Source organism: Pseudomonas sp. CFBP13509 (assembly GCF_005233485.1).
Lineage (GTDB): Bacteria > Pseudomonadota > Gammaproteobacteria > Pseudomonadales > Pseudomonadaceae > Aquipseudomonas > Aquipseudomonas marginalis.
Genome location: NZ_QGAA01000023.1, coordinates 32,271 through 54,641, shown reverse-complemented (window position 1 = coordinate 54,641; position 22,371 = coordinate 32,271). Strand labels below are relative to the sequence as shown.

Here is a 22,371-nt window from a genome sequence, read left to right as displayed (position 1 = left end):
GACAATCGCGCCTTTGCCGTGGGGTAGACCCTTTAGGAGTAGTGATGAGCGAGGAGCGTGTCGAGCGCCTGCTGGCCGAAGTCCATGATGATTTCGGCATGATTCGTGTACTCGAGGTGGCCGATTACCGGTTTCTCGAGTTTGGCGACGCCATCGAGCAAAGCTGCGTGTTCACCGCTGACCCGAGCTGGCTGGAATACGACTACACCCGCGCGATGCTGATCGGCGCGTTGTGCCATGAGCAGCCGGAGAGCGCACTGTTCCTCGGCCTGGGAGCTGGCACCTTGACCCAGGCGTGCCTCAAGTTCCTGCCGCTGGAGGATGTCGAAGCCATCGAGCTGCGCCCCGATGTGCCGCGCCTGGCCATCGAATACCTGGGGCTGGATGATGATCCGCGCCTGTATATCCGCATCGGCGACGCCTTGGAATTGTTGGAGAGCGCTGAATCGGCGGACCTGATTTTCGTCGACCTCTACACGGATGTCGGTCCCGGCGTCGGACACCTGGCCTGGACCTTCCTGGAAAACTGCCAGAAGAAACTCAACCCCGGCGGTTGGCTGGTGATCAACCAGTGGGCGACCGATGATGGCAAACCTTTGGGCGCGGCGTTGCTTCGTGGTTTGTACCACCGGCATTATTGGGAACTGCCGGTGAAGGAGGGCAATGTGATCCTGTTGGTGCCTTCGGAGCTGGACCAGGCGCTGGATCTGGATGCGCTTTCTACTCGGGCTGAGTTGTTGGCGCCGCGTCTGGGTTATTCGTTGCAGCCGTTGATCAAGGCGATTCGTCCGGCTACATAAGCTAGATGCCCTTGAACACCCCCGGCCGCTTCTCGACCATCGCCCGCACGCCTTCCTTGGCATCCTCGCTGTTCAGCAATTTATCCACCATCGGCGGCAGCGCGGCGGCGGCAACGGTTTCGCCTTCCATGTGTGCCAGGCGGGCCGACATCAAGGTGGCCTGGACGCCAAGCGGGGCCTGGCGCGCGATGCGGCTGGCGAGTTCGATGGCGCGGGGCAGCAGGTCTTCACTGGCCATGACTTCCTGCACCAGGCCCAGGCGCAGGGCTTCATGGGCGTCGAATTCATCGCCGGTGAGCAGCCAGCGCATGGCGTTGCCCCAGCCGGCGATCTGATGAAAGCGCAATGTCGCGCCTCCAAACGGAAAAATCCCACGTTGCACTTCCATCTGCGCAAAGCGGGTATTGCTCGCGCACAGGTTGATATCCGCCGCGAGCATCAACTCGATACCGATGGTCAGGCAATAGCCCTGGGCCGCGACGATCACCGGTTTGCTGACCCTGGGGCCGGCGAAAACGCCCCAGGGATCGCAACCGCCCAGGGGCGGTTGCCAGCCTCCAGCCATCACAGCGCTGACATTGGCCAGGTCCAGGCCCGCGGTGAAGTGGTCGCCGTGGGCAAATACTACGGCCACCCGTGCTTCGTCATTTCGATCAAATTCGCCATAAGCCAGGCTCAGTTCATTGAGCAAGTCCAGGTCAAAGGCGTTGCGCTTGGCGACCCGATCCAGGCCCAACAGCAGGACATGGCCCTGGAGTTCACGGCTGACGCGGCTGCTGCTGGCTTGATTCATCGGGTGTTCCCTCGGGCGCAATGAAGGGTTTCAGACCAAAGGGTCTCGATGCAAGGTGAACCGTTTAAGCGTTATGACCAGCAGGGCCGGGCCTTTGAAAAATAGACCCTGCCGCGCTTATCTGCAAAGACTGTGATGCAGCGCGGTTTATCGGCGCCTGGCGATAAAAAAAGCTCCCTTTTTCAGGTATTTCCGGTATAGTGCGCGCCGGCCTTTAACCGGGCCGCGTTTAGGTAGCGCAATTCCCCGAAGTCAGCTTCGGCTGCACGTCCGCACAGCGGACTCTCCCTTGACGAATCTTTTTCATTCATTCGTTTTCGCAAATCCCCGCCGACAAAGCAGCCAGGGCGACTCTTGAGTCTCAACACGGCATGCGCAGCTTTGGAGCATGGGTCTTTGCGGATGCACTTAGAGGCAGACCCATGACCCAGGAAACCGGCGGCTTCGCCGCTTTTAATCTTAACCCGAACATTCTCGCTGCCGTCATCGCGACCGGCTACGAAGAACCTTCGGCGATTCAGCAGCAATCGATCCCGATCATCATGGCCGGCCAGGACATGATTGGCCAGGCGCAAACCGGTACCGGTAAAACCGCCGCGTTCGCCCTGCCTATCCTACACTGCATCGATCCTGCCAAGCGCGAACCGCAAGCCCTGATCCTGGCGCCAACGCGTGAGTTGGCGCTGCAAGTAGCAACCGCTTTCGAAACCTACGCCAAGCAAATGCCAGGCGTTACCGTTGTTGCCGTCTATGGCGGCGCGCCGATGGGCCCGCAACTGAAAGCCATCCGTAATGGCGCTCAGATTGTTGTTGCCACCCCGGGCCGTCTGTGCGACCACCTGCGTCGCGACGAGAAAGTCCTGTCGACCGTGAACCACCTGGTTCTGGACGAAGCTGACGAAATGTTGAAGCTGGGCTTCATGGATGACCTGGAAGTCATCTTCAAGGCACTGCCTCCGACCCGTCAGACCGTCCTGTTCTCGGCTACCCTGCCACAGTCGATCCGTGCCATTGCCGAACGCCATCTGCGCGATCCGCAACACGTGAAGATCCAGACCAAGACCCAGACCGTTACCGCGATCGAACAGGCTCACCTGTTGGTTCACGCTGACCAGAAGACCTCGGCTGTATTGAGCCTGCTGGAAGTCGAAGACTTCGACGCCCTGATCATGTTCGTGCGTACCAAGCAAGCGACCCTGGACCTGGCCAGTGCCCTGGAAGCCAAAGGCTACAAAGCCGCTGCGCTGAACGGTGACATCGCCCAGAACCAACGTGAGCGCGTGATCGACTCCCTCAAGGATGGCCGCCTGGACATCGTTGTGGCGACCGACGTAGCGGCTCGTGGTCTCGACGTGCCGCGTATCACCCACGTGTTCAACGTTGACATGCCTTACGATCCGGAATCCTACGTTCACCGTATCGGCCGTACCGGCCGTGCCGGTCGCGAAGGTCGTGCACTGCTGCTGGTGACGCCACGTGAGCGCCGCATGCTGCAAGTGATCGAGCGTGTAACCGGTCAGAAAGTCGCCGAAGTCCGCCTGCCGGATGCCCAGGCTGTTCTCGATGCCCGCATCAAGAAACTGACCAACAGCCTGTCGCCGCTGGTGGCTGACGCTGAATCGACCCACGGCGACCTGCTGGACCGCCTGACCGCCGATATCGGTTGCACCCCGCGTGCCCTGGCTGCAGCCCTGCTGCGCAAGGCTACCAACGGTCAGGCCCTGACCCTGGCAGCCATCGAGAAAGAGCGCCCACTGGTGCCGAACAACGCGCCACGCGGTGATCGTCCAGAGCGTACCGGCGACCGTCCGGACCGTGGTGATCGTGAGCGTCGCGCTCCGGTTCCATTGGCTGAAGGCCGTGCTCGTTGCCGTACCGCGCTGGGCGCACGTGATGGTATCGCTGCCAAGAACCTGCTGGGCGCTATCCTCAACGAGGGTGGCCTGGCACGTGAAGCCATCGGTCGCATCCAGGTCCGTGACAGCTTCTCCCTGGTGGAGCTGCCGGAAGACGGTCTGGAAAAACTGCTGACCAAGCTGAAAGACACCCGCGTTGCCGGCAAGCAATTGAAGCTGCGTCGCTACCGCGAAGATTGATCCGCCCTTGGGCTGATTGATCGCACATAAAAAATCCCCGACTGGTTCGGGGATTTTTTTTGTCCGCTGTTAACCGAAGCGGTAGATGTCCATACCCAGCGCGCCCATGGTGAACCCCTGGTGTGCAACGCTGAAGTCACCCCCTGCGCCGCGCGCAAAGTACAGCGGCAACAAATGTTCATCGCTGGGATGATTGCGCACGGCGTGGGGCGCCTGGCGACGGTAATCATGCAAGGCCGCCTCGTCGTTGGCGGCGAGTGTCTCCACCATCCAGTCACGGAAGTCGCGTGCCCAAGGCTCGATACTCTCAGGTCCGGCCTGCCAGTTCAGCTCGCCCAGGTTATGGGTGATGCTGCCGGAGCCTATCAACAGTACGCCCTGTTCGCGCAAGCTGGCCAAGGCATGCCCGACGCTGGTTTGCAGGGCAGGGCCCATGTGACTGGGCAAGGAGACTTGCACCACTGGAATATCCGCTGCCGGGTACATCAGCGAGAGCGGCACCCAGGTGCCATGGTCAAAAGGGCGGCGCTCATCGATCCGCGCATTCAAGCCGTCGGCATGAAGCAGTTCGACAATTTCGTTGGCCAATTGCAAGTCGCCCGGTGCCGGGTACTGCACGGCGAACAGCTCCCGGGGGAAACCGCCGAAGTCGTGCCAGGTCTCGGGCGCAGCACTGCCGCTGACCAGCAGTTCCTGACTTTCCCAATGTGCCGACACCACCACAATTGCCTTCGGCCGCGGCAGTTCAGCGGCCAGGCGCTGCAGGGCGGGGCCGCTGGCGCCGGGTTGCAGGGCAAGCATGGGCGATCCGTGGGAGATAAACAGGCTGGGCAACATAAGGAAGGTCCTGAGGTTTAACATGGGCCCATCTTCAATCAGATCATTGATCTAAATCTAATATAAGTTTTAGCGCTTTTTGATCGAATTTTCGGAGGTGATTCCATGGAGCCCAAATTCTGGCAGGAGCGCTGGGCGCGCAATCAGATTGGCTTTCACCTGCCCGAGGTCAATCCTTACCTGCTGCGGTATTGGCCTGCGCTGGGCCTTGCCCAGGGCGCCAAGGTGCTGGTGCCGCTGTGTGGTAAAAGCCTGGACCTGATGTGGCTGGCCAGCAACGGCTATCACGTATTCGGCGTTGAACTGTCGGAGCAGGCGGTAGAAGCCTTTTTCAGCGAGCAGAACCTGACGCCGCGCATCACTCGGCACGGCGTGTTCAAGGTGTACCAGGCTGATTTGATCGAAATATGGTGCGGCGATTTCTTTGCCTTGGACGCCGGGGCACTGGCTGACTGCACTGCGCTCTATGACCGTGCCGCACTGATCGCCCTGCCGCCGCTGATGCGCGCGCAGTACGCCGAGCAGTTGAACAGCCTGTTGCGGCCAGGCTGCCAGGGAATACTGATCACCCTGGACTACGACCAGACGCAAAAAGCCGGCCCGCCCTTTGCGGTGCCGGATGATGAGGTGAAGGTGCTGCTGGGTTTGCAGTGGAGCCTGGAGGTGCTCGAAGCCCAGGATATCCTGGGTGAGAGCTGGAAGTTCGTGCAGGACGGTGTCACGTGTCTTGAAGAGCGCGTTTATCGGCTCACCAAGGGGTAAAACCCGCGCGCAAAAAAGGGGCGATCCAATCGCCCCTTTTGCATTACCGGGTATCAGCCCCGACGACGCAGCGCGTCGATACGCTCTTCCAGCGGCGGGTGGCTCATGAACATGCGAGCCAGGCCCTGCTTGACACCACCGTTGATGCCAAAGGCGGTCAGGCTGTCGGGCATATGCACCGGCAGGCCCTGTTCGGAGCGCAGGCGCTGCAGCGCACTGATCATTGCACTGGTGCCAGCCAGGCGCGCGCCGGCTTCGTCTGCACGGAACTCTCGTTTGCGCGAGAACCACATCACAATCGCGCTGGCCAGGAAGCCCAGTACCACTTCGGCAAAGATGGTCGCTACGAAGTAGGCGATTCCGCGGCCGCCTTCGTTTTTGAAGATCACCTTGTCGACAAAGTTGCCGATGATCCGCGCAAAGAACATCACGAAGGTGTTCACCACGCCCTGCACCAGCGCAAGGGTAATCATGTCGCCGTTGGCTACGTGGCCGATCTCGTGCGCGAGGACCGCCTTCACCTCATCGGGTGAAAAGCGCTCGAGCAGCCCTTGGCTGACCGCCACGAGGGCGTCGTTCTTGTTCCAGCCCGTCGCAAAGGCGTTGGCCTCGTAAGCAGGGAAAATCCCGACCTCGGGCATTTTTATACCTGCTTCTTGAGACAACTGCTCCACGGTCTGCATCAGCCATTGTTCATGGCGGGTGCGTGGTTGAGTGATGATCTGGGTGCTGGTGCTCATCTTCGCCATCCACTTGGAGATGAACAGCGAGAACAGCGAACCGGCAAAACCAAAGACCGCACAGAAAATCAGCAGCTGATTGAGGTTCAGATCAACCCCGTTGGCCGCCATGAACCCGTTGAAGCCGAAAAGGCTCAGGGTGATGCTGGCAATCAGCACGACCGCCAGGTTGGTGGCCAAGAACAGCAGGATGCGCATCATGGTTGTAGAGTTCTCCTCATGCTTAATATGTCGCGTACTGCGGGGTATATAAGGTGCGGCTTGGGGTGATTCAACCGAGCGACTATTTCAAACTGTGTCCTACAGCCTGAATGTAGAGCCTTGAAGGGATTTTCCGATGACGGATGTTATCCGTGAAAAGCTATTTTTTGCCTTGCGGCCCCGTAACCACAGGGGCTTGTGGATGTAGAAACGCAAATGCAGTACGGGGAAAGTGCACAGCCAGAGAAGTGTTGCCAGATAATCGCTGTACGACCGAATGCCGGTCGTACAGCGCCACGTCGGTTACTGGCGATAGGACTTGAGGAAATTGCCGATACGGCCAATGGCCATGTCCAGGTCATCCACGCGGGGCAGGGTCACCACTCGGAAGTGATCCGGCCACGGCCAGTTGAACGCCGTGCCCTGGACCACCAGCAGCTTTTCCGAGAGCAGCAGGTCGAGCACGAATTTCTCGTCGTTGAGGATCGGGCAGACCTTCGGGTCGATCCTCGGGAAGGCGTACAGCGCGCCCATGGGCTTGACGCAGCTCACGCCCGGGATTGCATTGAGCAGCTCCCAGGTACGGTTGCGCTGTTCCAGCAGGCGGCCCTGGGGCAGGATCAGGTCATTGATGCTCTGGTAGCCGCCGAGGGCGGTCTGGATTGCGTGCTGGCTCGGCACGTTGGCGCACAGGCGCATGTTGGCCAGCATGTCGATGCCTTCGATGTAGCTCTGGGCATTGTGCTTGGGCCCGGAAATCGCGATCCAGCCGGAGCGGAAGCCCGCCACGCGGTAGGACTTGGAGAGGCCGTTGAAGGTCAGGCACAGCAGGTCCGGCGCCAGGGAACCGGTGCAGATATGCACCGCATCGTCGTAGAGGATCTTGTCGTAGATCTCGTCGGAGAACACCACCAGGTTGTGCTGGCGTGCCAGCTCGAGCATGCCCAGCAGCACTTCCCTGGAGTACACCGCACCGGTGGGGTTGTTCGGGTTGATGATCACCAGGGCCTTGGTGTTCGGCGTGATCTTGGCCTTGATGTCGGCCAGGTCCGGGAACCAGTCGGCGCCCTCGTCGCACAGGTAATGCACCGGGTGGCCGCCGGCCAGGGTCACGGCGGCGGTCCACAGTGGGTAGTCCGGTGCTGGCACCAGCACTTCGTCGCCGTTGTTGAGCAGGGCCTGCATGGACATCACGATCAGCTCGGACACACCATTACCCAGGTAGATGTCTTCGATGCCGACGCCTTCGACCTGCTTCTGCTGGTAGTACTGCATCACGGCCTTGCGCGCGCTGAACAGGCCCTTGGAGTCGCTGTAGCCCTGGGCGGTGGGCAGGTTGCGGATCACATCCTGGAGGATTTCATCCGGCGCTTCGAAACCAAAGGGCGCCGGGTTGCCGATGTTCAGCTTGAGGATGCGATGGCCTTCCTCTTCCAGGCGCTTGGCGTGCTTGAGCACCGGGCCGCGAATGTCGTAGCAGACGTTGGCGAGCTTGTTCGATTTGCTGACCTGCATGGCGATGTGATCCTGAAAATGAACGATCCAGACGGTGTGGGCACTACCGTACTGTGAATGCTGCAAGGCCCGCACCCATAAATACGTTTGAATGCCGGTAGCGCGGGTGCCAGACTGGCGTTTTGAAGAGGCGCAATCATACGTGCCGCCTGATCCGTGGAAAAGATACAGATCAGGCTTTTTCAGTTGCCGAGGTGTACCGATGGAAAAGTTGCAGAAAACCGTTGAAGAATGGAAGGCAATGCTCGATCCGGAGCAGTACAACGTGTGCCGTCTCAAGGGCACCGAGCGTCCTTTCAGCGGCAAGTACAATGAGACCCGGACCGATGGCGTGTATCACTGTATCTGCTGCAATGCGCCACTGTTCGATTCGACCACCAAGTTTGACTCCGGCTGCGGCTGGCCGAGTTTCTACGCGCCGATCGCCGACAGTGCAATGATCGAGATCCGTGACGTCAGCCACGGCATGATCCGCACCGAAGTCACCTGCGCCAAATGCGATGCGCATCTGGGCCATGTGTTCCCGGACGGTCCGCCGCCGACGGGGCTGCGGTATTGCATCAACTCGGTGTGCCTGGAGCTTGTACCCCGTTAACTCGACTGACGGCGGGCGCCTGTAGGAGCGAGCTTGCTCGCGAAAGTCGTCAACGATTACACGGGCATTCTGGTTCAGCCCGGTGTCCTTGAGTTTTTCGCGAGCAAGCTCGCTCCTACAGAGTGTTGATGAGGTGTCATCAGTGTGGTCAATTAAATTGCACGCAATTGAATTGCCTACTATGTTTCATCCTCTTTCTTCCTTATCGAGGCACTGCCATGAGCAACAACCTGCTGAGCATCCCTTGCACCACCATCAAGGGTGAGCAAAAGACCTTGGCCGATTTCGCCGGCAAGGCCGTCCTCGTGGTCAACACTGCCAGCAAATGCGGCTTCACCCCGCAGTACAAGGGCCTGGAGCAACTCTGGCAGCAGTACAAGGACCAGGGCCTGGTGGTATTGGGCTTTCCTTGCAACCAGTTCGGCAAGCAGGAGCCCGGTGACGAAGGTGCGATTTCCGAATTCTGCGAGCTGAACTTCGGTGTCAGCTTCCCGTTGTTCAAGAAGATCGACGTCAATGGCAGCGATGCCCATCCACTGTTCGTGCAACTGAAAAAACAGGCGCCGGGGCTGCTGGGGTCCAAGGGCATCAAGTGGAACTTCACCAAGTTCCTCATCGGCCGCGACGGCCAGGTGGTCAAGCGCTTCGGTCCTGCCACCAAGCCGCAGGACTTGACCCAAGAGATCGAAGCCTTGCTCAAATGACCGACTTGCCCAGTGTGTCCCTGGCCCTGGACAACCAGCTGTGTTTCAAGCTCTACGCTGCGTCACGTGCTGTCACCCGCGCTTATAAGCCGATGCTCGACCAGTTGGGTCTGACCTACCCGCAATATGTGGTGATGCTGGTGTTGTGGGAGTGGCACGCCACGCCTGCGCTGCAGCCGACGGTCAAGGCCCTGGGGGAGCGCCTGATGCTCGACTCAGGCACGCTGACGCCGCTGCTCAAGCGCCTTGAACAGCTTGAGTTAGTGACGCGTCGGCGCAGTGCCAGGGATGAGCGTGAAGTGCACTTGAGCCTGACCGAGGCCGGTGTGCAACTGCGGGACCAGGCCCATGGCCTGAAGACCCGCCTGTTGTGTGATCGCGGCATCGACCTGAATCAAGCCGATGCCTTGCGCGATGGTCTCGACCAGTTGCTTGTGCAACTTAAAGACTTGTCGTCCCAGGCACCCACAAGTCCAGCAGGGCATTGAGTTCTTCGCGGCGGAACGGCTTGGCCAGGTAATCATTCATCCCCGCCGCACGGCAGCGCTCGCGCTCTTCGGACAGGGCATTGGCGGTCAACGCGACAATCGGCAGGTCCGGCCAGCGTCCGCTGCGCCGAATCTGCCGGCTGGCCTCATAGCCATCCATCACCGGCATGTTGCAGTCCATCAGCACCATATCGAAGCGCTGTTCTTCAAGAAACTTGAGCGCTTCGCCACCGTGGGCGGCCACGATCACTTCGCAGCCCAGTTTGCTGAGCATGCCCTTGGCCACCAGTTGGTTGACCGGGTTGTCCTCCACCAGCAGGATGCGCGCCCGATGTGCGAGCGGTGCGGCATCCACTTGGACGGGGTCAAGCACCAGGTGCGCGTCGGTGCGTAAGTTGCGTTGCAGGATCTGGTACAGCGCGTTGCGGCTCAAGGGGCGTGCCTGTTGGTGCAACGGCGCCAGTGCCGCCACTTCTTCGCTGGGCATGAAGTTGCCATAGGCGGTCACCAGCAGGATGGGCGCGGTAATGCCCGGCCGTATGCGGAACAGGCATTCCGGGCAGTCGGTAATCAGCAGGTCGGGGGTTTGCCCGCTCAAATCGTCATCCATGGTGAAACAACGCAGGGACAGTCCCCAGCAGGGCAGCAGGGTCGTGAGCAACTCTGTCAGGCCGCTGCCGGCGTTGGTGATGGCGATGACCTCGCCTTTGAGAGGCGCTGGCTGCACTGCGGGCAAATGGGCGGGCAGTGGCAGGTCTGCGCAGAACTGGCTGCCAAAGCCCACTTCCGAGCTGATACTCAAGCGCCCCTTCATCGCTTCGCACAGGTTGTGCGTCAGTGCCAGGCCCAGGCCCGTCCCGCCATACTGGCGAGTGATGCCGGCGCCGGCCTGGGTGAACGGTTGGAAGATTTTCACCTGCGCTTCCTGCGCAATACCGATGCCGGTATCGCAGACTTCAATGCGTACGCCGCCGTCGTGGGTACCCAGGCGCACATCAACCCGACCAAAGCGGGTGAACTTCAAGGCGTTGGAGAGCAAGTTGCTGACAATCTGCCGCACACGGGTCGGGTCACCGAGCACCTGGGCCGGGAACTGCGGGTCGATCAGGCAGCTCAGCTCCACGCTCGGTGCGGCGTTCTGCGATAACAGGTTGGCGGTGTCTTCCACCAGCGCGCCGAGGTCGAAGGGGATGCGCTCCAGCTCCAACTGGCCGGCGTCGAACTTGGACAGGTCGAGAATATCGTTGAGCAGTTCCACCAGCACTTTGCCGGAGTCATGGGCGATAGACAGTTGCTGGCGTTGTTCGGCGTTCAACGGGCTGTCCAGCGACAGTGCGATCATGCCCAGCAGGCCGTTGAGCGGGGTGCGGATTTCGTGGCTCATGTTCGCCAGGAAGGCCGCCCGGGCCTGTGCCATGCCCAATGCATGCATCTTGGCGGCTTCCAGCTCATCGTTGGACTGGGTCAGCCGCTGGTTGCTGGCCTTGAGTTCAAGGGTGCGCGCGGACACGATATGTTCCAGTTGCCCCAGGTATTCGGTCAGCCGATCCTCGGCGTGGCGGCGCTGCTGGATTTCGGTTTCCATGTTTTCGAATTGCTGGTTGGCGACGTCCACCAGCACGCCGATTTCATCGTGCTCATGCCCTGGCGGGCAGTCCAGGCGTGCCTGCTTGCGGGTACTCAGCTCACGAATAATGCGCACCAGCGGTTGGGTCAGCATGACGTAGAACAGGCCCAGCAGAATCCCGGTCAGCAGCAGGCTACGCGCGAACCCGTTGAGCAGGGTGATCTCGGCGCGGCGCAGGAACCGGCTGCCAAAGGCGTAGGTGTCGACGTCCAGGCGCAGTACGCCAAGTGACTCGTTGGGCATGTGGCTCAGGAACAGTTGGTCTTCGAACTGGCGGTTGGCGCCAAACATGAAGTCACTGATAGGCCGGTAGGTGCTTTCCTTGCGTGGCCGGTCGACATCGGCCAGCACCACGCCGTTGTTGTCGATCAACTGCGCGCGAATGATGGCGGGGGAGTGCAGCAGGCCCAGGGTCAGTTCCTGGGCCAGTTCGGCATCGATGTTGTAGGCGATACGTGACGCGGGGTTATGGCTGATTTCGATCAGCGAACGTATTTCGCGGTTGATGGATGCGTCTTCGCTGGCATAATCAATGCCGATTTGGATCAGGCTGAGCAAGGTTCCCAAGACGAAACCGACCAGCACCGTCAATCTGGCTTGTTTATAAGACAAGCGGTGGGCGAACTTGATATCCATTGAGTGTTGAACCACTTCACGTTTCCCTTCGCCCGGCAAGCATAGCTGAACATCCACACGCCCAGGCCTGCCCGGCATGAAACGTTTTTACGCAGCCCCAAGCGGTCTGTCGCAGGGTTGCCAATACGCCATCTTTTGCAAGAACTTGCCAGAGGAATAATCGTGGATTCTCGATTGAGTGCCTTTCTGGAGCGAGCCGATGCCGTGCTCGCCCGCCTGGAACCCTTGTTGCCCGCGCCGCGCCAAACCATCGACTGGAACCAGTGCCTGGCCGCCCGCTGGCAGCGTGAGGGCCGCAGTGGCTTCCTGTTGCCGCTGGACGTGAGCCTGGACATGCGCTTGTCCGACCTGATCGGCGTGGACAAGCAACGTGAAACCCTGGCGCGCAACACCCAGCAGTTCCTGGATGGCCTGCCTGCCAACCATGCGTTGCTGTGGGGGTCGCGGGGCACCGGTAAATCGTCCATGGTGCGCGCTTTGCTCGCTCAACACGCCAAGGCCGGTCTGCGCCTGATCGAAATCGAGCGTGACCACTTGGCCGACCTGCCGCGGGTGGTCGAGCAACTGCTCAAGTTGCCGCAACGTTTCATCCTGTTCTGCGACGACTTGTCGTTCGAAGCCGGCGAAGGCGACTATCGGGTGCTCAAGAGCGTGCTGGATGGCTCCCTGGAACAGGCCCCTGAAAACGTGCTGCTGTATGCCACGTCCAACCGCCGCCACCTGGTGCCGGAAAACCAGAGCGACAACGATAACTGGAAGCGCGTGGACGGTGAGTTGCACCCGAGCGAGGCGGTGGAAGACAAGATTGCCTTGTCCGACCGCTTTGGCTTGTGGCTGTCGTTCTACCCGTTCACCCAGGAACATTTCCTGGACGTGGTCGAGCACTGGATCGGCGAGCTGGCGAACAAGGCGGGTTTGCAGTGGCAGCGTGATGAGGACCTCGACATTCTCGCCGTGCGCTGGGCCACCGGGCGCGGCAACCGCAACGGTCGTTGCGCGTATCAATTCGCCCGTTACTGGGTGGGTCTCAAATTGCTGGAGCGTCAACCATGATCGATTTACAACAGGCCGGCACCGGCCTCGGTGGCTATGCCTTGCTGAGTGCCCAGCTGGAGTCGCTGCTGGCCGATGAGCGTGATTTCATCGCCAACAGCGCCCAGTTTTCGGCTTTCCTGTTCAGCCAGCTGGATGACCTGAACTGGGCGGGCTTTTACCTCAACCGCAATGAAGAGCTGGTGCTTGGCCCGTTCCAGGGGCAGATCGCCTGTGTGCGTATTCCGTTCGGCCGTGGGGTGTGCGGCGCGGCCGCGGCCTCGCGGCAAACCCAGCGAGTAGACGATGTGCACGCGTTCCCCGGGCATATCGCCTGTGACAGCGCGTCCAACAGCGAACTGGTGGTGCCACTGGTCAAGGACGGCACATTGATTGGTGTCCTTGACCTCGATAGCCCGTCGTTGGCCCGCTTTACCCCCCAGGATCAGGCCGGTATCGAACAGCTGGCGGCGATTTTCCTGCGTTTGACCGACTGCTGATCGAAATAGGGGCGCAGCCCCGCCCCTTATCGGCCATCCAGTTCGTCAAGCCGCACTTGCAGCATCCTCTCCAACTCCAGCATCAGCTTCTCCAGGGATTTCACCCCCGCTTCGATCAGGGGCCGATCATCGCCCCGGGCACAGGCCTGTTCGACGGCTTCGCATTGCGAGGCCAGCGCAGAGGCTTGAACGATGCGCGCGGCCCCCTTGATCTTGTGAGCCTGTTCGATGATTTCTTCGGGCAAGGCCTGCGCAGCGATCAGTGCAACCAACTCCTGGCGATCCTGGCGACTGCTGCTCAGCAACTCCTCCAGCAAGAGACGGCTCATGTGCGGATCGCCACCGGTGAGGGCCTCGAAGTTGCCGATGTCCAGGGTCATGCCGCTGGGTTGAGGACTGATTTTCGCCAGTTGCAGCTCCAGCGCCGTAAGGTTGATGGGTTTGAACAGGCAGTCATTCATGCCCGCCTGCGCACAGCGTTGTTTCTCTTCGGGCTGGGCATTGGCGGTAAAACCCAGTACCACGCAAGGCGTCAGTTGTTCGCGCTCCTCGTATTCGCGGATCGAACGACTCAGTTCGTAGCCATTCATGATCGGCATGTTGCAATCGGCGATCACCAGGTCAAAGTGCTCCTGGCGCCAGGCCTGGAAGCCGGAGGCGCCGTTCCGGGCGGCGGTGTACTGATGGCCCAGGTAGCCGAGCTGCTGGCACATCAACAGGCGATTCGCCGGATGATCGTCCACCACCAGCACGTTGAGCACCGGCACGTTCGAGGTCTCGGCGGGCTTGAGTTCTTCGGCCACCTGCAGCGCCTGCAGGCGATTCATCTTCAGGCTCACATGCACCTGGGTGCCCACCATGGGCACGCTGCTCAGGCTCAGTTGCCCGCCCATCATCGCGCACAGGCTGCGACAGATCACCAGCCCGAGGCCCGCACCGCTCCTGGCCAGCTGTCCTGAGTTGTCCGCCTGGGCAAAGGGTTCGAACAGGCGCATCTGGTCGTCCCGGCTGATACCGATGCCGGTGTCCTCCACCACCAGTTTCATCTCGACCTGCTGCGGCAGTTCGGTGGCCGATACTTCCACCTTGATCTTTACCTGGCCACGTTCGGTGAACTTGATGGCGTTGCTGATCAGGTTGGACAGCACCTGCTTGAAGCGCAGCGGGTCGATCAGCACTTCGGTGTGTTCCAGATCAGGCGTGAACTCCAGCAACAGGCTAAGGGTCTTCTGGCGTGCCAGGCCGTCGAAGACACGCACCACCGACTCGATCACCTCCCTCAGGTTGACGCGTTCCGGTGCCAGGCTGAGGCGACCGGATTCAATCCGCGCGATGTCCAGGATGTCGCCGATAAGCTCCAGCAGATCCTTGGCCGAGTTGTAGGCGACTTCGATGGCCGGGCGGTCGAGGTGGCCCTGGTCCGCCCGCTTGAGGGTCAGCTCGAGCATGCCGATCACCGCGTTCATCGGTGTGCGGATTTCGTGGCTCATGGTGGCGAGGAACGTGCTCTTGGCCCGATTGGCTTCGTCGGCTCGCTCCTTGGCGGTGCGGAGTTCGTCGAACAACTGGCGTCGCTCACTGATATCGATCCAGCCACCGATGATGCCCTGGACTTCACCGACGGAGTCGCGGTACGGCAGGATCCAGTGGTAGATCGTCAGTTTTTTTCCGCGAATATGCAGGGTGCGGTCCAGGATCAACGGGTTGCCCTCGGCCACCACGCGCTGATAGTCGGCATGGTATTGCGCCGCCTCGACTGCGAGGGCTGTGCTGATCTGGACCGCGCTTTTACCTATCACGTCCTCGCGCTTGACGTCGAACGCCTGCAGGTAACTGTCGTTGCAGGTCTGCAGCAGCCCCTTGTTGTCACGCACGTAGATCGGGTGTGGGGTTTCATTGACCAGGGCGCGCATGAACTCGAACTGATCATTGAGGGCGCGCTCGGCCATTTTGCGGTGCTTGATCTGGCGGCGCATGTACGCGTTCCAGCTCAGGGAAATCAGCAGCAGCAGGCCGGTCCCGATGACGATGCGCGCAATCAGTTGGTGATAGTCGCGCCAGTAACTGTCCGAGGCCGCGGTATAACCGCGCCAACGACTGTTGATCACGCCCAGTTCGTCCGGGGCGATGCTGAGCAACGCCTTGTCGAGAATCGAGCTGAGTTCGGTGGCGCTGCGGGATGTCGCCAGCCCGAAGGTGGCCGGCATCGTGCCAATGCTGAAGCTGATTTGGATCTTGTCCTGGAGTATCTGCGAGGACAGGAAGTAATTGGCGACCACCAGGGTATTCACCGCGCCCTCTACATGGCCTTGTACCAGCAGTTCGGCTGACTTGAACGTGTCGCCGGTATCTACCAGCTGAATCTTTGGGAAGTGCTCACGCAGGAATTTTTTCAGCGGACTGCCCTGCGTGATTGCCAGGCGCTTGCCCTCCATTTCCTCCAGGCCCGTAGGGGCCTGGCCGTCCTTGCGTGTCAGCATCACGTAGGAGTTTTCCAGGTAGGGACGACTGAAGTTCAGTTGGGCTTCTCGCTCGACGCTGGGGATGATTGCGCCGACGATGTCCGCTTTGCCGCTCTCTACATGCTCGATCATGGTGTTCACATCACGCCCGCGCTGGATCTCGAAGCGCAGCCCGGTGCGTAGGCGAATCAGTTCCAGCAGGTCGGCGGTAATGCCGCGAAAATTGCCATCGGCGTCGAAGAAGGTCAGCGGCGCAAAGGTAGGGTTCACGATCACTTTGACGACCGGGTTCTCCCTCAGCCAACGTTCTTCGCGAAGGGTCAGTTGCAGCTTTTGGTCGGTCAGGAGGATGTCGCTGCCGGCACTCCAGCGTTTGGCAATGGTTTCCCGTTCGGCAGCGGGCACGGCCCTCAGGACGGCGTCGACGATGCTCAACAGCGTCTGCTGTTCCTGGGGCATGGCAAAGCTGAATCCATAGGCTTCATGTTTGCCGAAGTTCGCCATGCGAATGTTTTTCAGGTAACCCTTGTTGATCATGTAGTGGGTGGAAATGGTATCGCCGAGAAAGACGTCTGCCTGGTCGAAGGCCACTGCATTCAAGGCGTTTTGATAAGAAGGGTAGGCACGGATGATTGCCTTGGGGTAGAGCCTTTCCACTTCGTGCAGTGGCAGATAGTGATAGACCAGTGCCAGGCGCATGCCGGCCAGCCCATCAGCCAGGCTGCGGGTTTCGCCTTCGCGGGTCACCAGCACTGGCCGGTCCACGGCGTACGGCTCCGACAGGGTCAGGTTGGGATTTGCCGCTTCAAAGCTGTTGGAGGAACCCAGTAAATCGATTTCACCCGCTTCGAGGGCATGAATGGCGGCCTCTCGGGAGGGGTAGCGCAACACTTTTACCGGCACGTCCAGCGCCATTGCCAGCAAGCCGGCGTAGTCGGCGGTGAGTCCCTCATAGTCACGCCCGCTGGAGGTGAGGTCAAAAGGCGGGTAGTCAGGAAACGCCGCGCCCAGTACCAGTTCGCGTTTGTTCTGGAGCCATTGGCGCTGGGCCTTGTTCAGGTAGGGTTCCAGCTGCACGGAGCTCGCACGACTCAAAAGGTTGAAATGCTCCGGGCTCGCTGGAGGGGTGGCAGGCACGGCGGTGCTGAAGCACAAACCGGCACTCAATATAATCAAATAGTCCTTTATACGCCTGGGCATCCTGTTTCTCACACTAGCGCGTTCCGTTTTGCCATCTCGATAAGTTCTACCAAGGACTTGGCTTGAAGTTTCTGCATCAGCCTCTTTTTATAAGTGCTTACTGTTTTGTTGCTCAAGAACATACCTTTGGCTATTTCCTTGTTGGTGCGGCCTTGTGCGAAAAGTTGCAATACCATCAACTCCCGATCGTTAACCGCCTTGAACAGTTCAAGTTCCTTGCAGGCCTCATCGTTGGTGTTCAAGGCTTGGCTGGGGAAGTAGTTATAACCGGACAGTACAGCGCGGATGGCGCTCATCAGCTCGCTCAGGTCACCTTCCTTGCACACGTAGCCATCGGCTCCCGAACGCATGCAACGCGTGGCAAACAGGGTGGGGGATTGAGCCGTCAGCACCAGGGTTTTCATCGACGCGTTCATGGCGTTGAATCGGCAAAGCACTTCCAGCCCGTCGAGTTTTGGAATGCTGATGTCGAGGATGATCAGGTCCGGCATGCATTCGCGGACCATTTGGATGGCGTCGCATCCGTTATCCGTTTCGCCGACTACTTTGAAATTTTCTTCGTGTTCCAACAACATTCGTATGGCAAGTCTTATAACCGGATGGTCGTCAATAATAAAAACTGTATTCATGATCATATTCCATGCAAGTACAAATAAAGCGGGCACATTAGCTCAGAAGCCGATGGATAAGCATGAACTTGGGGGGTGGCAGGTATAAAACAGGAAAGTTCCTACATTAAAAAAGGTAAAAGCCTACCTGTCTCTAAGGAGCTGTAACGCAAGAGGCCAAGGTTCCGCAGGGGCATGGGCCGAAGGAACATGGCAAGGACTTAACGGTGGTTATGCGCGATTTTTCCGACCGGTCGATCTGTTTAAAGTCCTACATTTATAACGTGAGTAATGTATGGGTCAAACGTGCAAGCTCATCTTTATTCAACGGCTTTGGCAAGTAACCGAGCAATGGCAGGCCACGTTTGAGGGCTTGGGTTTGCAACGCTGAAAGTTCTGCCTCGGGAAGTCCGCTGAGCAAGATGGCGGCCTTGATAAAGCATTGGCGACTGGCGATTTCAATCAACTCAAGACCGGGCAGGTCGGGCAGGCACTGGTCACAGAGGATGATGTCGAAGGGAGCCTCGGCCTGGGTCATCAAACGGATTGCCTGCTCGGCGTTTTCGGCCGGGGCCAGGTGCTCGAAGCCGAAGCTTCTCAGCAGGCATTGGGTGGCGAGGAGCTGAAAGGGATGGTCCTCCACCAACAGGATCCGAAAGGGGTAGTGGGGCATAGAAGGCACACGGTGAGTCAAGCGTCGATAGGGGGCACGTAGGAACTGTTCGCCAGACCTGCCCGGAGCGTGCGCGATTATTCTTCGGGCGCTTGTGCGAATTCGATCAGGCCGCTCTGTTCCCATCGTAGGCAGATTCTGTTCAGTGAACAGGCGGCGTGATCAGCCAGGTTATTGAGGGCTGGAGCGCCCGGTCATCTCCCGTGCCATCTCGGTGGCGTAGCTGTCGGTCATGCCGGCGATGAAGTCGATCATCCGCAGGAACGACCTGTGCAGCGGCCATGCAGGGTCCGGCGCGTTGTTGCCCAACAGGTCGAGAATGCGCCGGTTCTTGAACGACGGCGTGCGTCCGCCGTGCTGCTCCAGGGCCGCGCCGCAGAAGGCGTTCAACAGGATTTCCAGGGTGGTGTAGGCGCCGATCTCGTGGAGGGTCTTGCGCTTGTCCTGGAAGATTTTCTTGCGCGCCATGTCCTTGGCATCCAGCACGCAGCGTTTGGCGGGGCCGTGCATGTGCTCCACCAGGTCGCCGGGCAGGGTGCCGGCAAGCAAGGCCTCCTGTTGTTCGACGAAGGCGCGCGCCGCGGCGTTGGTCAAGTGCTCGATGGCCTTGCCGCGCAGGATCGCCAGCTTGCGTCGGCGCGAGTCCTGGGCGCCCAGTTGCCGGTAGGTCTGCGGCAGGTCGTCGCCCACCAGGTCGAGCAGCAGTGACTCGACTTCGGTGTACTCCAGCAGGTCCATTTCCAGGCCGTCCTCCAGGTCGATCAAGGCGTAGCAGATGTCGTCTGCCGCCTCCATCAGATAGACCAGTGGGTGGCGAGCCCAGCGTTGTTCCTCGAGTTGCGGCAGGCCGAGCTTGCTGGCGATCTGTTCGAGGATCGGCAGTTCGCTCTGGTAGCAGCCGAACTTGTGTTTCTTGTAACCCAGGGAATCGGCGTGGCGGGCGGTCCAGGGGTACTTGAGGTACGTGCCCAAGGTCGCGTAGGTCAGGCGCGTGCCGCCGTCGAACTGGTGGTATTCCAGTTGGGTCAGTACCCGGAAGCCTTGGGCATTGCCTTCGAAGTTGAGGAAGTCATTGCGCTCGGCGCTGCTCATGTCGTCCAGCCAGCCGCGCCCCGCTGCCTGTTGGAACCAGTGGCGGATGGCGTCTTCGCCTGAATGCCCGAACGGCGGGTTGCCGATGTCATGGGCCAGGCAGGCCGATTGCACCACCATGCCCAGGTCGCTCGGGTCACACCAGTCGGGCAGGGCGCTGCGCAGGGTTTCGCCCACGCGCATGCCGAGGGAGCGGCCTACGCAACTGACTTCCAGGGAGTGGGTCAGGCGTGTGTGGATATGGTCGTTGCTGGACACCGGGTGCACTTGGGTCTTGCGGCCCAGGCGGCGAAACGCGCCGGAGAAGATAATGCGGTCATGGTCTTTGTGAAACGGGCTGCGGCCTAGTTCTTCCGGGCTGTGCAGGGGTTTTCCAAGGCGTTCGCGGGTAAGCAGGGTGGGCCAATCCAAGGCGGGTACTCTCCGTACGGTGAATGACCCGCCCAGCTTCCCGGTTCCGCCTTGGCGGGGCAAGCGAAAATCTACAGGCCGGCCGCGTCGATATCGATTAACAGCAAGCGCTGACCGTTATCGAAGAATTGTCCGGCGGTGAGGCAGTACTGGTTGGTGGTGGCATCGCGGTAGGTCGAGGACAGCGTCAGGCGACGCTCCTCCCAACCTTCGGCCAGCAGGTGATAGAAGTACGGGCGCCATGACCAGTTGTGGCCCAGGTAGCGGCTGTCGGCCTGCCAGGCGTCCTGGCGCCATTCGAAGTTGGGGGTCAACTGGGTGCCATGCCGGTCGCATTGGTAAAAACGCAGCAGCCAGGGGAAGGCCGGCAGTTGGGGCAAGTGATCCAGCGGGGCTTGTGCCTGTGCCCAGGATTGCAGGATCTTCATCAGTTCGGTCAATTGCTGGCGCAGTTGCATGATGCGCCCGCGTTCGGCCAGCTTCTGCTGGACATACGCCGCGCGCAGTTGGTCAAAGCGCGGCACGAAGGCGTCGGTGGCGAACCAGTCCAATTGCGCCTGGGCAAACAGATAGCCCTGCACGTAGCGCGAACCGCATTCCAGGGCGAAGCTCAGCTGCGCCTCGGTTTCCACGCCTTCGGCAATGATCCAGCAGCCGGTCTTTTCCGCCATCTGCGCCAGCGCCCGCACGACGTCACTGCTCGGTCCGCCCCTGGCGGCTTGCTGGAACAGGCGCATGTCCAGCTTGAGGATGTCCGGCTGCAGCGCCAATACCCGGTCAAGCTGGGAATAGCCGGCGCCGAAATCATCGATGGCGATGCGCGCACCGGCCTCGCGATAACGTGCCACCACCTCGGCCAGGCGCTGGATGTCGCCGCCCAGTTCGGTGATCTCGAACACGATGCGCTGCGGGTCGACGCCATGGCTGTGGATCTGTTTGAGGCTTGGCAGCGCCTGGCCCGGACGCAATTGGTTGATCCAGCGCGGCGAGATATTCAGGCTGAGGAACCAGTCTTCGGGGGCTTCATGCAGGCGGCTTAACGCGTTGTCGCGAATCTGCCGGTCGAGACGGCGCAAGCTCGCGCCTGGCGTGCGTGGGTCGGCGAACAGCGGGCCAACGGACTGCAGGCGGCCATCAGCCTGGCGTAGACGCCCCAAGGCCTCGACGCCGGCAATGCGCCCGGTGGCGGTATCGATAAACGGTTGGAAGCAGGCGAGCGGTTGCCCGTCGATCACGGGGCCTCCTTAAAAACACTGGCGAAAAAAGACCCGGCCCTCGAAACGAGGACCGGGCCATTCTGTTAGCAAGAATGCAGCCAGCAGGCTCAACCTTTGCGTGAATTGCCCTGCATGGCCAGTTTGATCAGCGGGATCAGGCCGGCACCGAGGCGCACCAGGCGCGTCACACTGCTGATACCGCCGCCCTTGGCGCCCTTGCCGGTGAAGAAACCGATCAGGGTTACAGCGGCCACGCCCCACAGCGGCGCGTGCTTGATGCCCATGCCGCCCTGAAAGTTTTGGCCCAGGTTGCGCACCTTGTTCAGCGGCGCCATCAATTGCTGGGATTCGTGGCGTATCTCCTGGCGGTGCATCTCCATGCGCAGGCGGATCAAGGCCTTGCGCATTTCCCGGCGGGAGGTTTGCTGGATTTCATTCGAGCTCATGGCAGCAGGCGCTCCCGATCATTGGCCAGCTCTTCAAGGGTGGCGTGGAACGGCGTGGACTCATCGAACACCGCCGCTTTCAAGCGCACTCCGCAGAAGGCAGCGGCCAGGCTGTAGAACACGCAGAGGCAGATGATCCCGGTCAGGCGGTAGCCGGTGTCCCATACCAGGATCATCACCAGTGTCGACAACCCCACCAGCAACAACAGGGCAAATACCAGCGCCAGGCCGGCAAACAGCAGCAGGCTGACGGTACGGGCCTTCTGCTCCTGCAATTCGATGCCAAACAGTTCGACGTGGCTGTGCAGCAAGCCAAGAACGGCCGCGCCCAGGCGTCGTGAGGTGGTACCCGTGGACGAGCCAGTTTCGCCGATAGACATGATTAGCGCCTTGTGGCCAGCAGGCCGATCAGAAAGCCCACGCCGGCGGCAATGCCTACCGACTGCCAAGGGTTGGCCTGCACGTAATCTTCGGTCGCGGTGACCGCCGCCTGGCCGCGTTCGCGCAGGGAGTCTTCGGTTTGCTTGAGGGTTTCGCGGGCCTGCAACAGCGTGTCATGAATCTTGGCGCGCAGCTCATCGGCCTGGTCGCCCGCAAGCACCTTGGTGTCGTCCAGCAACCTTTCGGTGTCAGTCACCAGGGTTTGAAAATCCGCCATCAGTATTTCTTGAGCAGTCTTTGCAGTTCTTCTGGCCATGGTTATCTCCGTGATTGGCTGATCGGTACGTGTGGTTTCGAGTCACCGGTATCGGTGAAGGTTCAGTGCAATTGTCTGGTACAGCTTTTGCTTTGCCTTGGTGCGCACGCCCCGTGGCTTGCGCTGAATCCGGGCGGTCGGGGCTCAGGTCTCGAAAAACCTTACCCTAAATAACTCAAACTCGCGGAAAAACCCTGTCGGCAACGGCCGGTTGTGTTGAACGCTGCGCTAAAGCGGTT

The 22,371-nt window shown here is 60.3% G+C and carries 21 protein-coding genes; 8 read left to right on the top strand and 13 right to left on the bottom strand.

Translation table 11 applies throughout. The features are described 5' to 3' along the window. Positions 1–44 precede the first annotated feature (44 nt). Positions 45–800 carry a spermidine synthase gene (locus tag PspCFBP13509_RS27515; protein ID WP_065939972.1) on the top strand — a complete coding sequence of 252 codons (756 nt, stop codon included), beginning with the start codon at positions 45–47 and terminating at the stop codon, positions 798–800. A gap of 1 nt (position 801) precedes the next feature. Here PspCFBP13509_RS27515 and PspCFBP13509_RS27510 read toward each other — a convergent pair whose 3' ends face one another. Further along, positions 802–1,593: a crotonase/enoyl-CoA hydratase family protein gene (locus PspCFBP13509_RS27510; protein ID WP_065924442.1), complete on the bottom strand. Its 792-nt coding sequence runs from the start codon at positions 1,591–1,593 to the stop codon at positions 802–804. Between the two features lie 422 nt (positions 1,594–2,015). Between PspCFBP13509_RS27510 and PspCFBP13509_RS27500 the strand changes: the two genes are divergently transcribed. After that, a complete protein-coding gene (locus PspCFBP13509_RS27500) occupies positions 2,016–3,689 on the top strand; it encodes a DEAD/DEAH box helicase (protein WP_027606997.1) in 1,674 nt (557 codons plus the stop codon). 69 nt (positions 3,690–3,758) lie between these two features. Here PspCFBP13509_RS27500 and PspCFBP13509_RS27495 read toward each other — a convergent pair whose 3' ends face one another. After that, positions 3,759–4,526: a DODA-type extradiol aromatic ring-opening family dioxygenase gene (locus tag PspCFBP13509_RS27495; RefSeq protein WP_137212969.1), complete on the bottom strand. Its 768-nt coding sequence runs from the start codon at positions 4,524–4,526 to the stop codon at positions 3,759–3,761. A gap of 105 nt (positions 4,527–4,631) precedes the next feature. Between PspCFBP13509_RS27495 and PspCFBP13509_RS27490 the strand changes: the two genes are divergently transcribed. Then, on the top strand, positions 4,632–5,288 hold the full coding sequence (locus PspCFBP13509_RS27490) for a thiopurine S-methyltransferase (RefSeq protein ID WP_065924444.1): 657 nt from the start codon (positions 4,632–4,634) through the stop codon (positions 5,286–5,288). Between the two features lie 53 nt (positions 5,289–5,341). Here PspCFBP13509_RS27490 and htpX read toward each other — a convergent pair whose 3' ends face one another. Together htpX and PspCFBP13509_RS27480 are read right to left on the bottom strand one after the other, a co-directional pair. Then, positions 5,342–6,229 carry a protease HtpX gene (htpX, locus tag PspCFBP13509_RS27485; protein WP_027607000.1) on the bottom strand — a complete coding sequence of 296 codons (888 nt, stop codon included), beginning with the start codon at positions 6,227–6,229 and terminating at the stop codon, positions 5,342–5,344. A 303-nt stretch (positions 6,230–6,532) separates the two neighbouring features. Next, positions 6,533–7,744 (bottom strand): pyridoxal phosphate-dependent aminotransferase, encoded by a 1,212-nt coding sequence (locus PspCFBP13509_RS27480; protein ID WP_065924445.1) that lies wholly within the window; start codon positions 7,742–7,744, stop codon positions 6,533–6,535. Between the two features lie 202 nt (positions 7,745–7,946). Between PspCFBP13509_RS27480 and msrB the strand changes: the two genes are divergently transcribed. The 3 genes from msrB (at position 7,947) to PspCFBP13509_RS27465 (ending at position 9,531) form a co-directional block, all read left to right on the top strand. Then, positions 7,947–8,339 (top strand): peptide-methionine (R)-S-oxide reductase MsrB, encoded by a 393-nt coding sequence (gene msrB, locus PspCFBP13509_RS27475; protein WP_065924446.1) that lies wholly within the window; start codon positions 7,947–7,949, stop codon positions 8,337–8,339. 218 nt (positions 8,340–8,557) lie between these two features. Next, on the top strand, positions 8,558–9,043 hold the full coding sequence (locus PspCFBP13509_RS27470; RefSeq protein ID WP_027607003.1) for a glutathione peroxidase: 486 nt from the start codon (positions 8,558–8,560) through the stop codon (positions 9,041–9,043). Beyond that, entirely contained in the window at positions 9,040–9,531 is a 492-nt protein-coding gene (locus tag PspCFBP13509_RS27465; protein WP_065947252.1) for a MarR family winged helix-turn-helix transcriptional regulator, read from the top strand. The genes PspCFBP13509_RS27470 and PspCFBP13509_RS27465 overlap by 4 nt, the downstream gene beginning before the upstream one ends. Here PspCFBP13509_RS27465 and PspCFBP13509_RS27460 read toward each other — a convergent pair. Continuing rightward, entirely contained in the window at positions 9,485–11,794 is a 2,310-nt protein-coding gene (locus PspCFBP13509_RS27460; RefSeq protein WP_065924448.1) for a hybrid sensor histidine kinase/response regulator, read from the bottom strand. The two genes, PspCFBP13509_RS27465 and PspCFBP13509_RS27460, sit on opposite strands and share 47 nt — an antisense overlap. 162 nt (positions 11,795–11,956) lie before the next feature. Between PspCFBP13509_RS27460 and PspCFBP13509_RS27455 the strand changes: the two genes are divergently transcribed. Both PspCFBP13509_RS27455 and PspCFBP13509_RS27450 read left to right on the top strand, forming a co-directional pair. After that, positions 11,957–12,847, top strand: a complete 891-nt coding sequence (locus PspCFBP13509_RS27455) for an ATP-binding protein (protein WP_027607006.1) — start codon at positions 11,957–11,959, stop codon at positions 12,845–12,847. After that, entirely contained in the window at positions 12,844–13,326 is a 483-nt protein-coding gene (locus PspCFBP13509_RS27450) for a GAF domain-containing protein (RefSeq protein ID WP_065924449.1), read from the top strand. The genes PspCFBP13509_RS27455 and PspCFBP13509_RS27450 overlap by 4 nt, the downstream gene beginning before the upstream one ends. Positions 13,327–13,352: 26 nt before the next feature. On the opposite strand, the gene PspCFBP13509_RS27445 is transcribed toward PspCFBP13509_RS27450, so the two are convergent. The 8 genes from PspCFBP13509_RS27445 to PspCFBP13509_RS27410 all read right to left on the bottom strand — a co-directional run bounded on the left by PspCFBP13509_RS27445 (position 13,353) and on the right by PspCFBP13509_RS27410 (position 22,132). Beyond that, on the bottom strand, positions 13,353–16,988 hold the full coding sequence (locus tag PspCFBP13509_RS27445; RefSeq protein WP_137212968.1) for a transporter substrate-binding domain-containing protein: 3,636 nt from the start codon (positions 16,986–16,988) through the stop codon (positions 13,353–13,355). An 8-nt stretch (positions 16,989–16,996) separates the two neighbouring features. Continuing rightward, on the bottom strand, positions 16,997–17,617 hold the full coding sequence (locus PspCFBP13509_RS27440; protein ID WP_065924451.1) for a response regulator transcription factor: 621 nt from the start codon (positions 17,615–17,617) through the stop codon (positions 16,997–16,999). A gap of 256 nt (positions 17,618–17,873) precedes the next feature. After that, the gene (locus tag PspCFBP13509_RS27435) at positions 17,874–18,269 is read right to left on the bottom strand and encodes a response regulator (RefSeq protein WP_065924452.1); all 396 of its coding nucleotides are present in this window, start codon (positions 18,267–18,269) and stop codon (positions 17,874–17,876) included. Between the two features lie 171 nt (positions 18,270–18,440). Beyond that, positions 18,441–19,772, bottom strand: coding sequence for a deoxyguanosinetriphosphate triphosphohydrolase (locus PspCFBP13509_RS27430; protein WP_065924453.1), 1,332 nt, complete (start codon positions 19,770–19,772; stop codon positions 18,441–18,443). 71 nt (positions 19,773–19,843) lie between these two features. Continuing rightward, positions 19,844–21,007 (bottom strand): EAL domain-containing protein, encoded by a 1,164-nt coding sequence (locus PspCFBP13509_RS27425; RefSeq protein WP_027607012.1) that lies wholly within the window; start codon positions 21,005–21,007, stop codon positions 19,844–19,846. Positions 21,008–21,096: 89 nt separating this feature from the next. After that, the gene (locus tag PspCFBP13509_RS27420) at positions 21,097–21,435 is read right to left on the bottom strand and encodes a hypothetical protein (protein WP_137212967.1); all 339 of its coding nucleotides are present in this window, start codon (positions 21,433–21,435) and stop codon (positions 21,097–21,099) included. Beyond that, positions 21,432–21,815: a phage holin family protein gene (locus tag PspCFBP13509_RS27415; protein ID WP_012723020.1), complete on the bottom strand. Its 384-nt coding sequence runs from the start codon at positions 21,813–21,815 to the stop codon at positions 21,432–21,434. The genes PspCFBP13509_RS27420 and PspCFBP13509_RS27415 overlap by 4 nt, the downstream gene beginning before the upstream one ends. Before the next feature lie 2 nt (positions 21,816–21,817). Then, the gene (locus PspCFBP13509_RS27410) at positions 21,818–22,132 is read right to left on the bottom strand and encodes a DUF883 family protein (protein WP_012723021.1); all 315 of its coding nucleotides are present in this window, start codon (positions 22,130–22,132) and stop codon (positions 21,818–21,820) included. Positions 22,133–22,371: the final 239 nt, after the last annotated feature.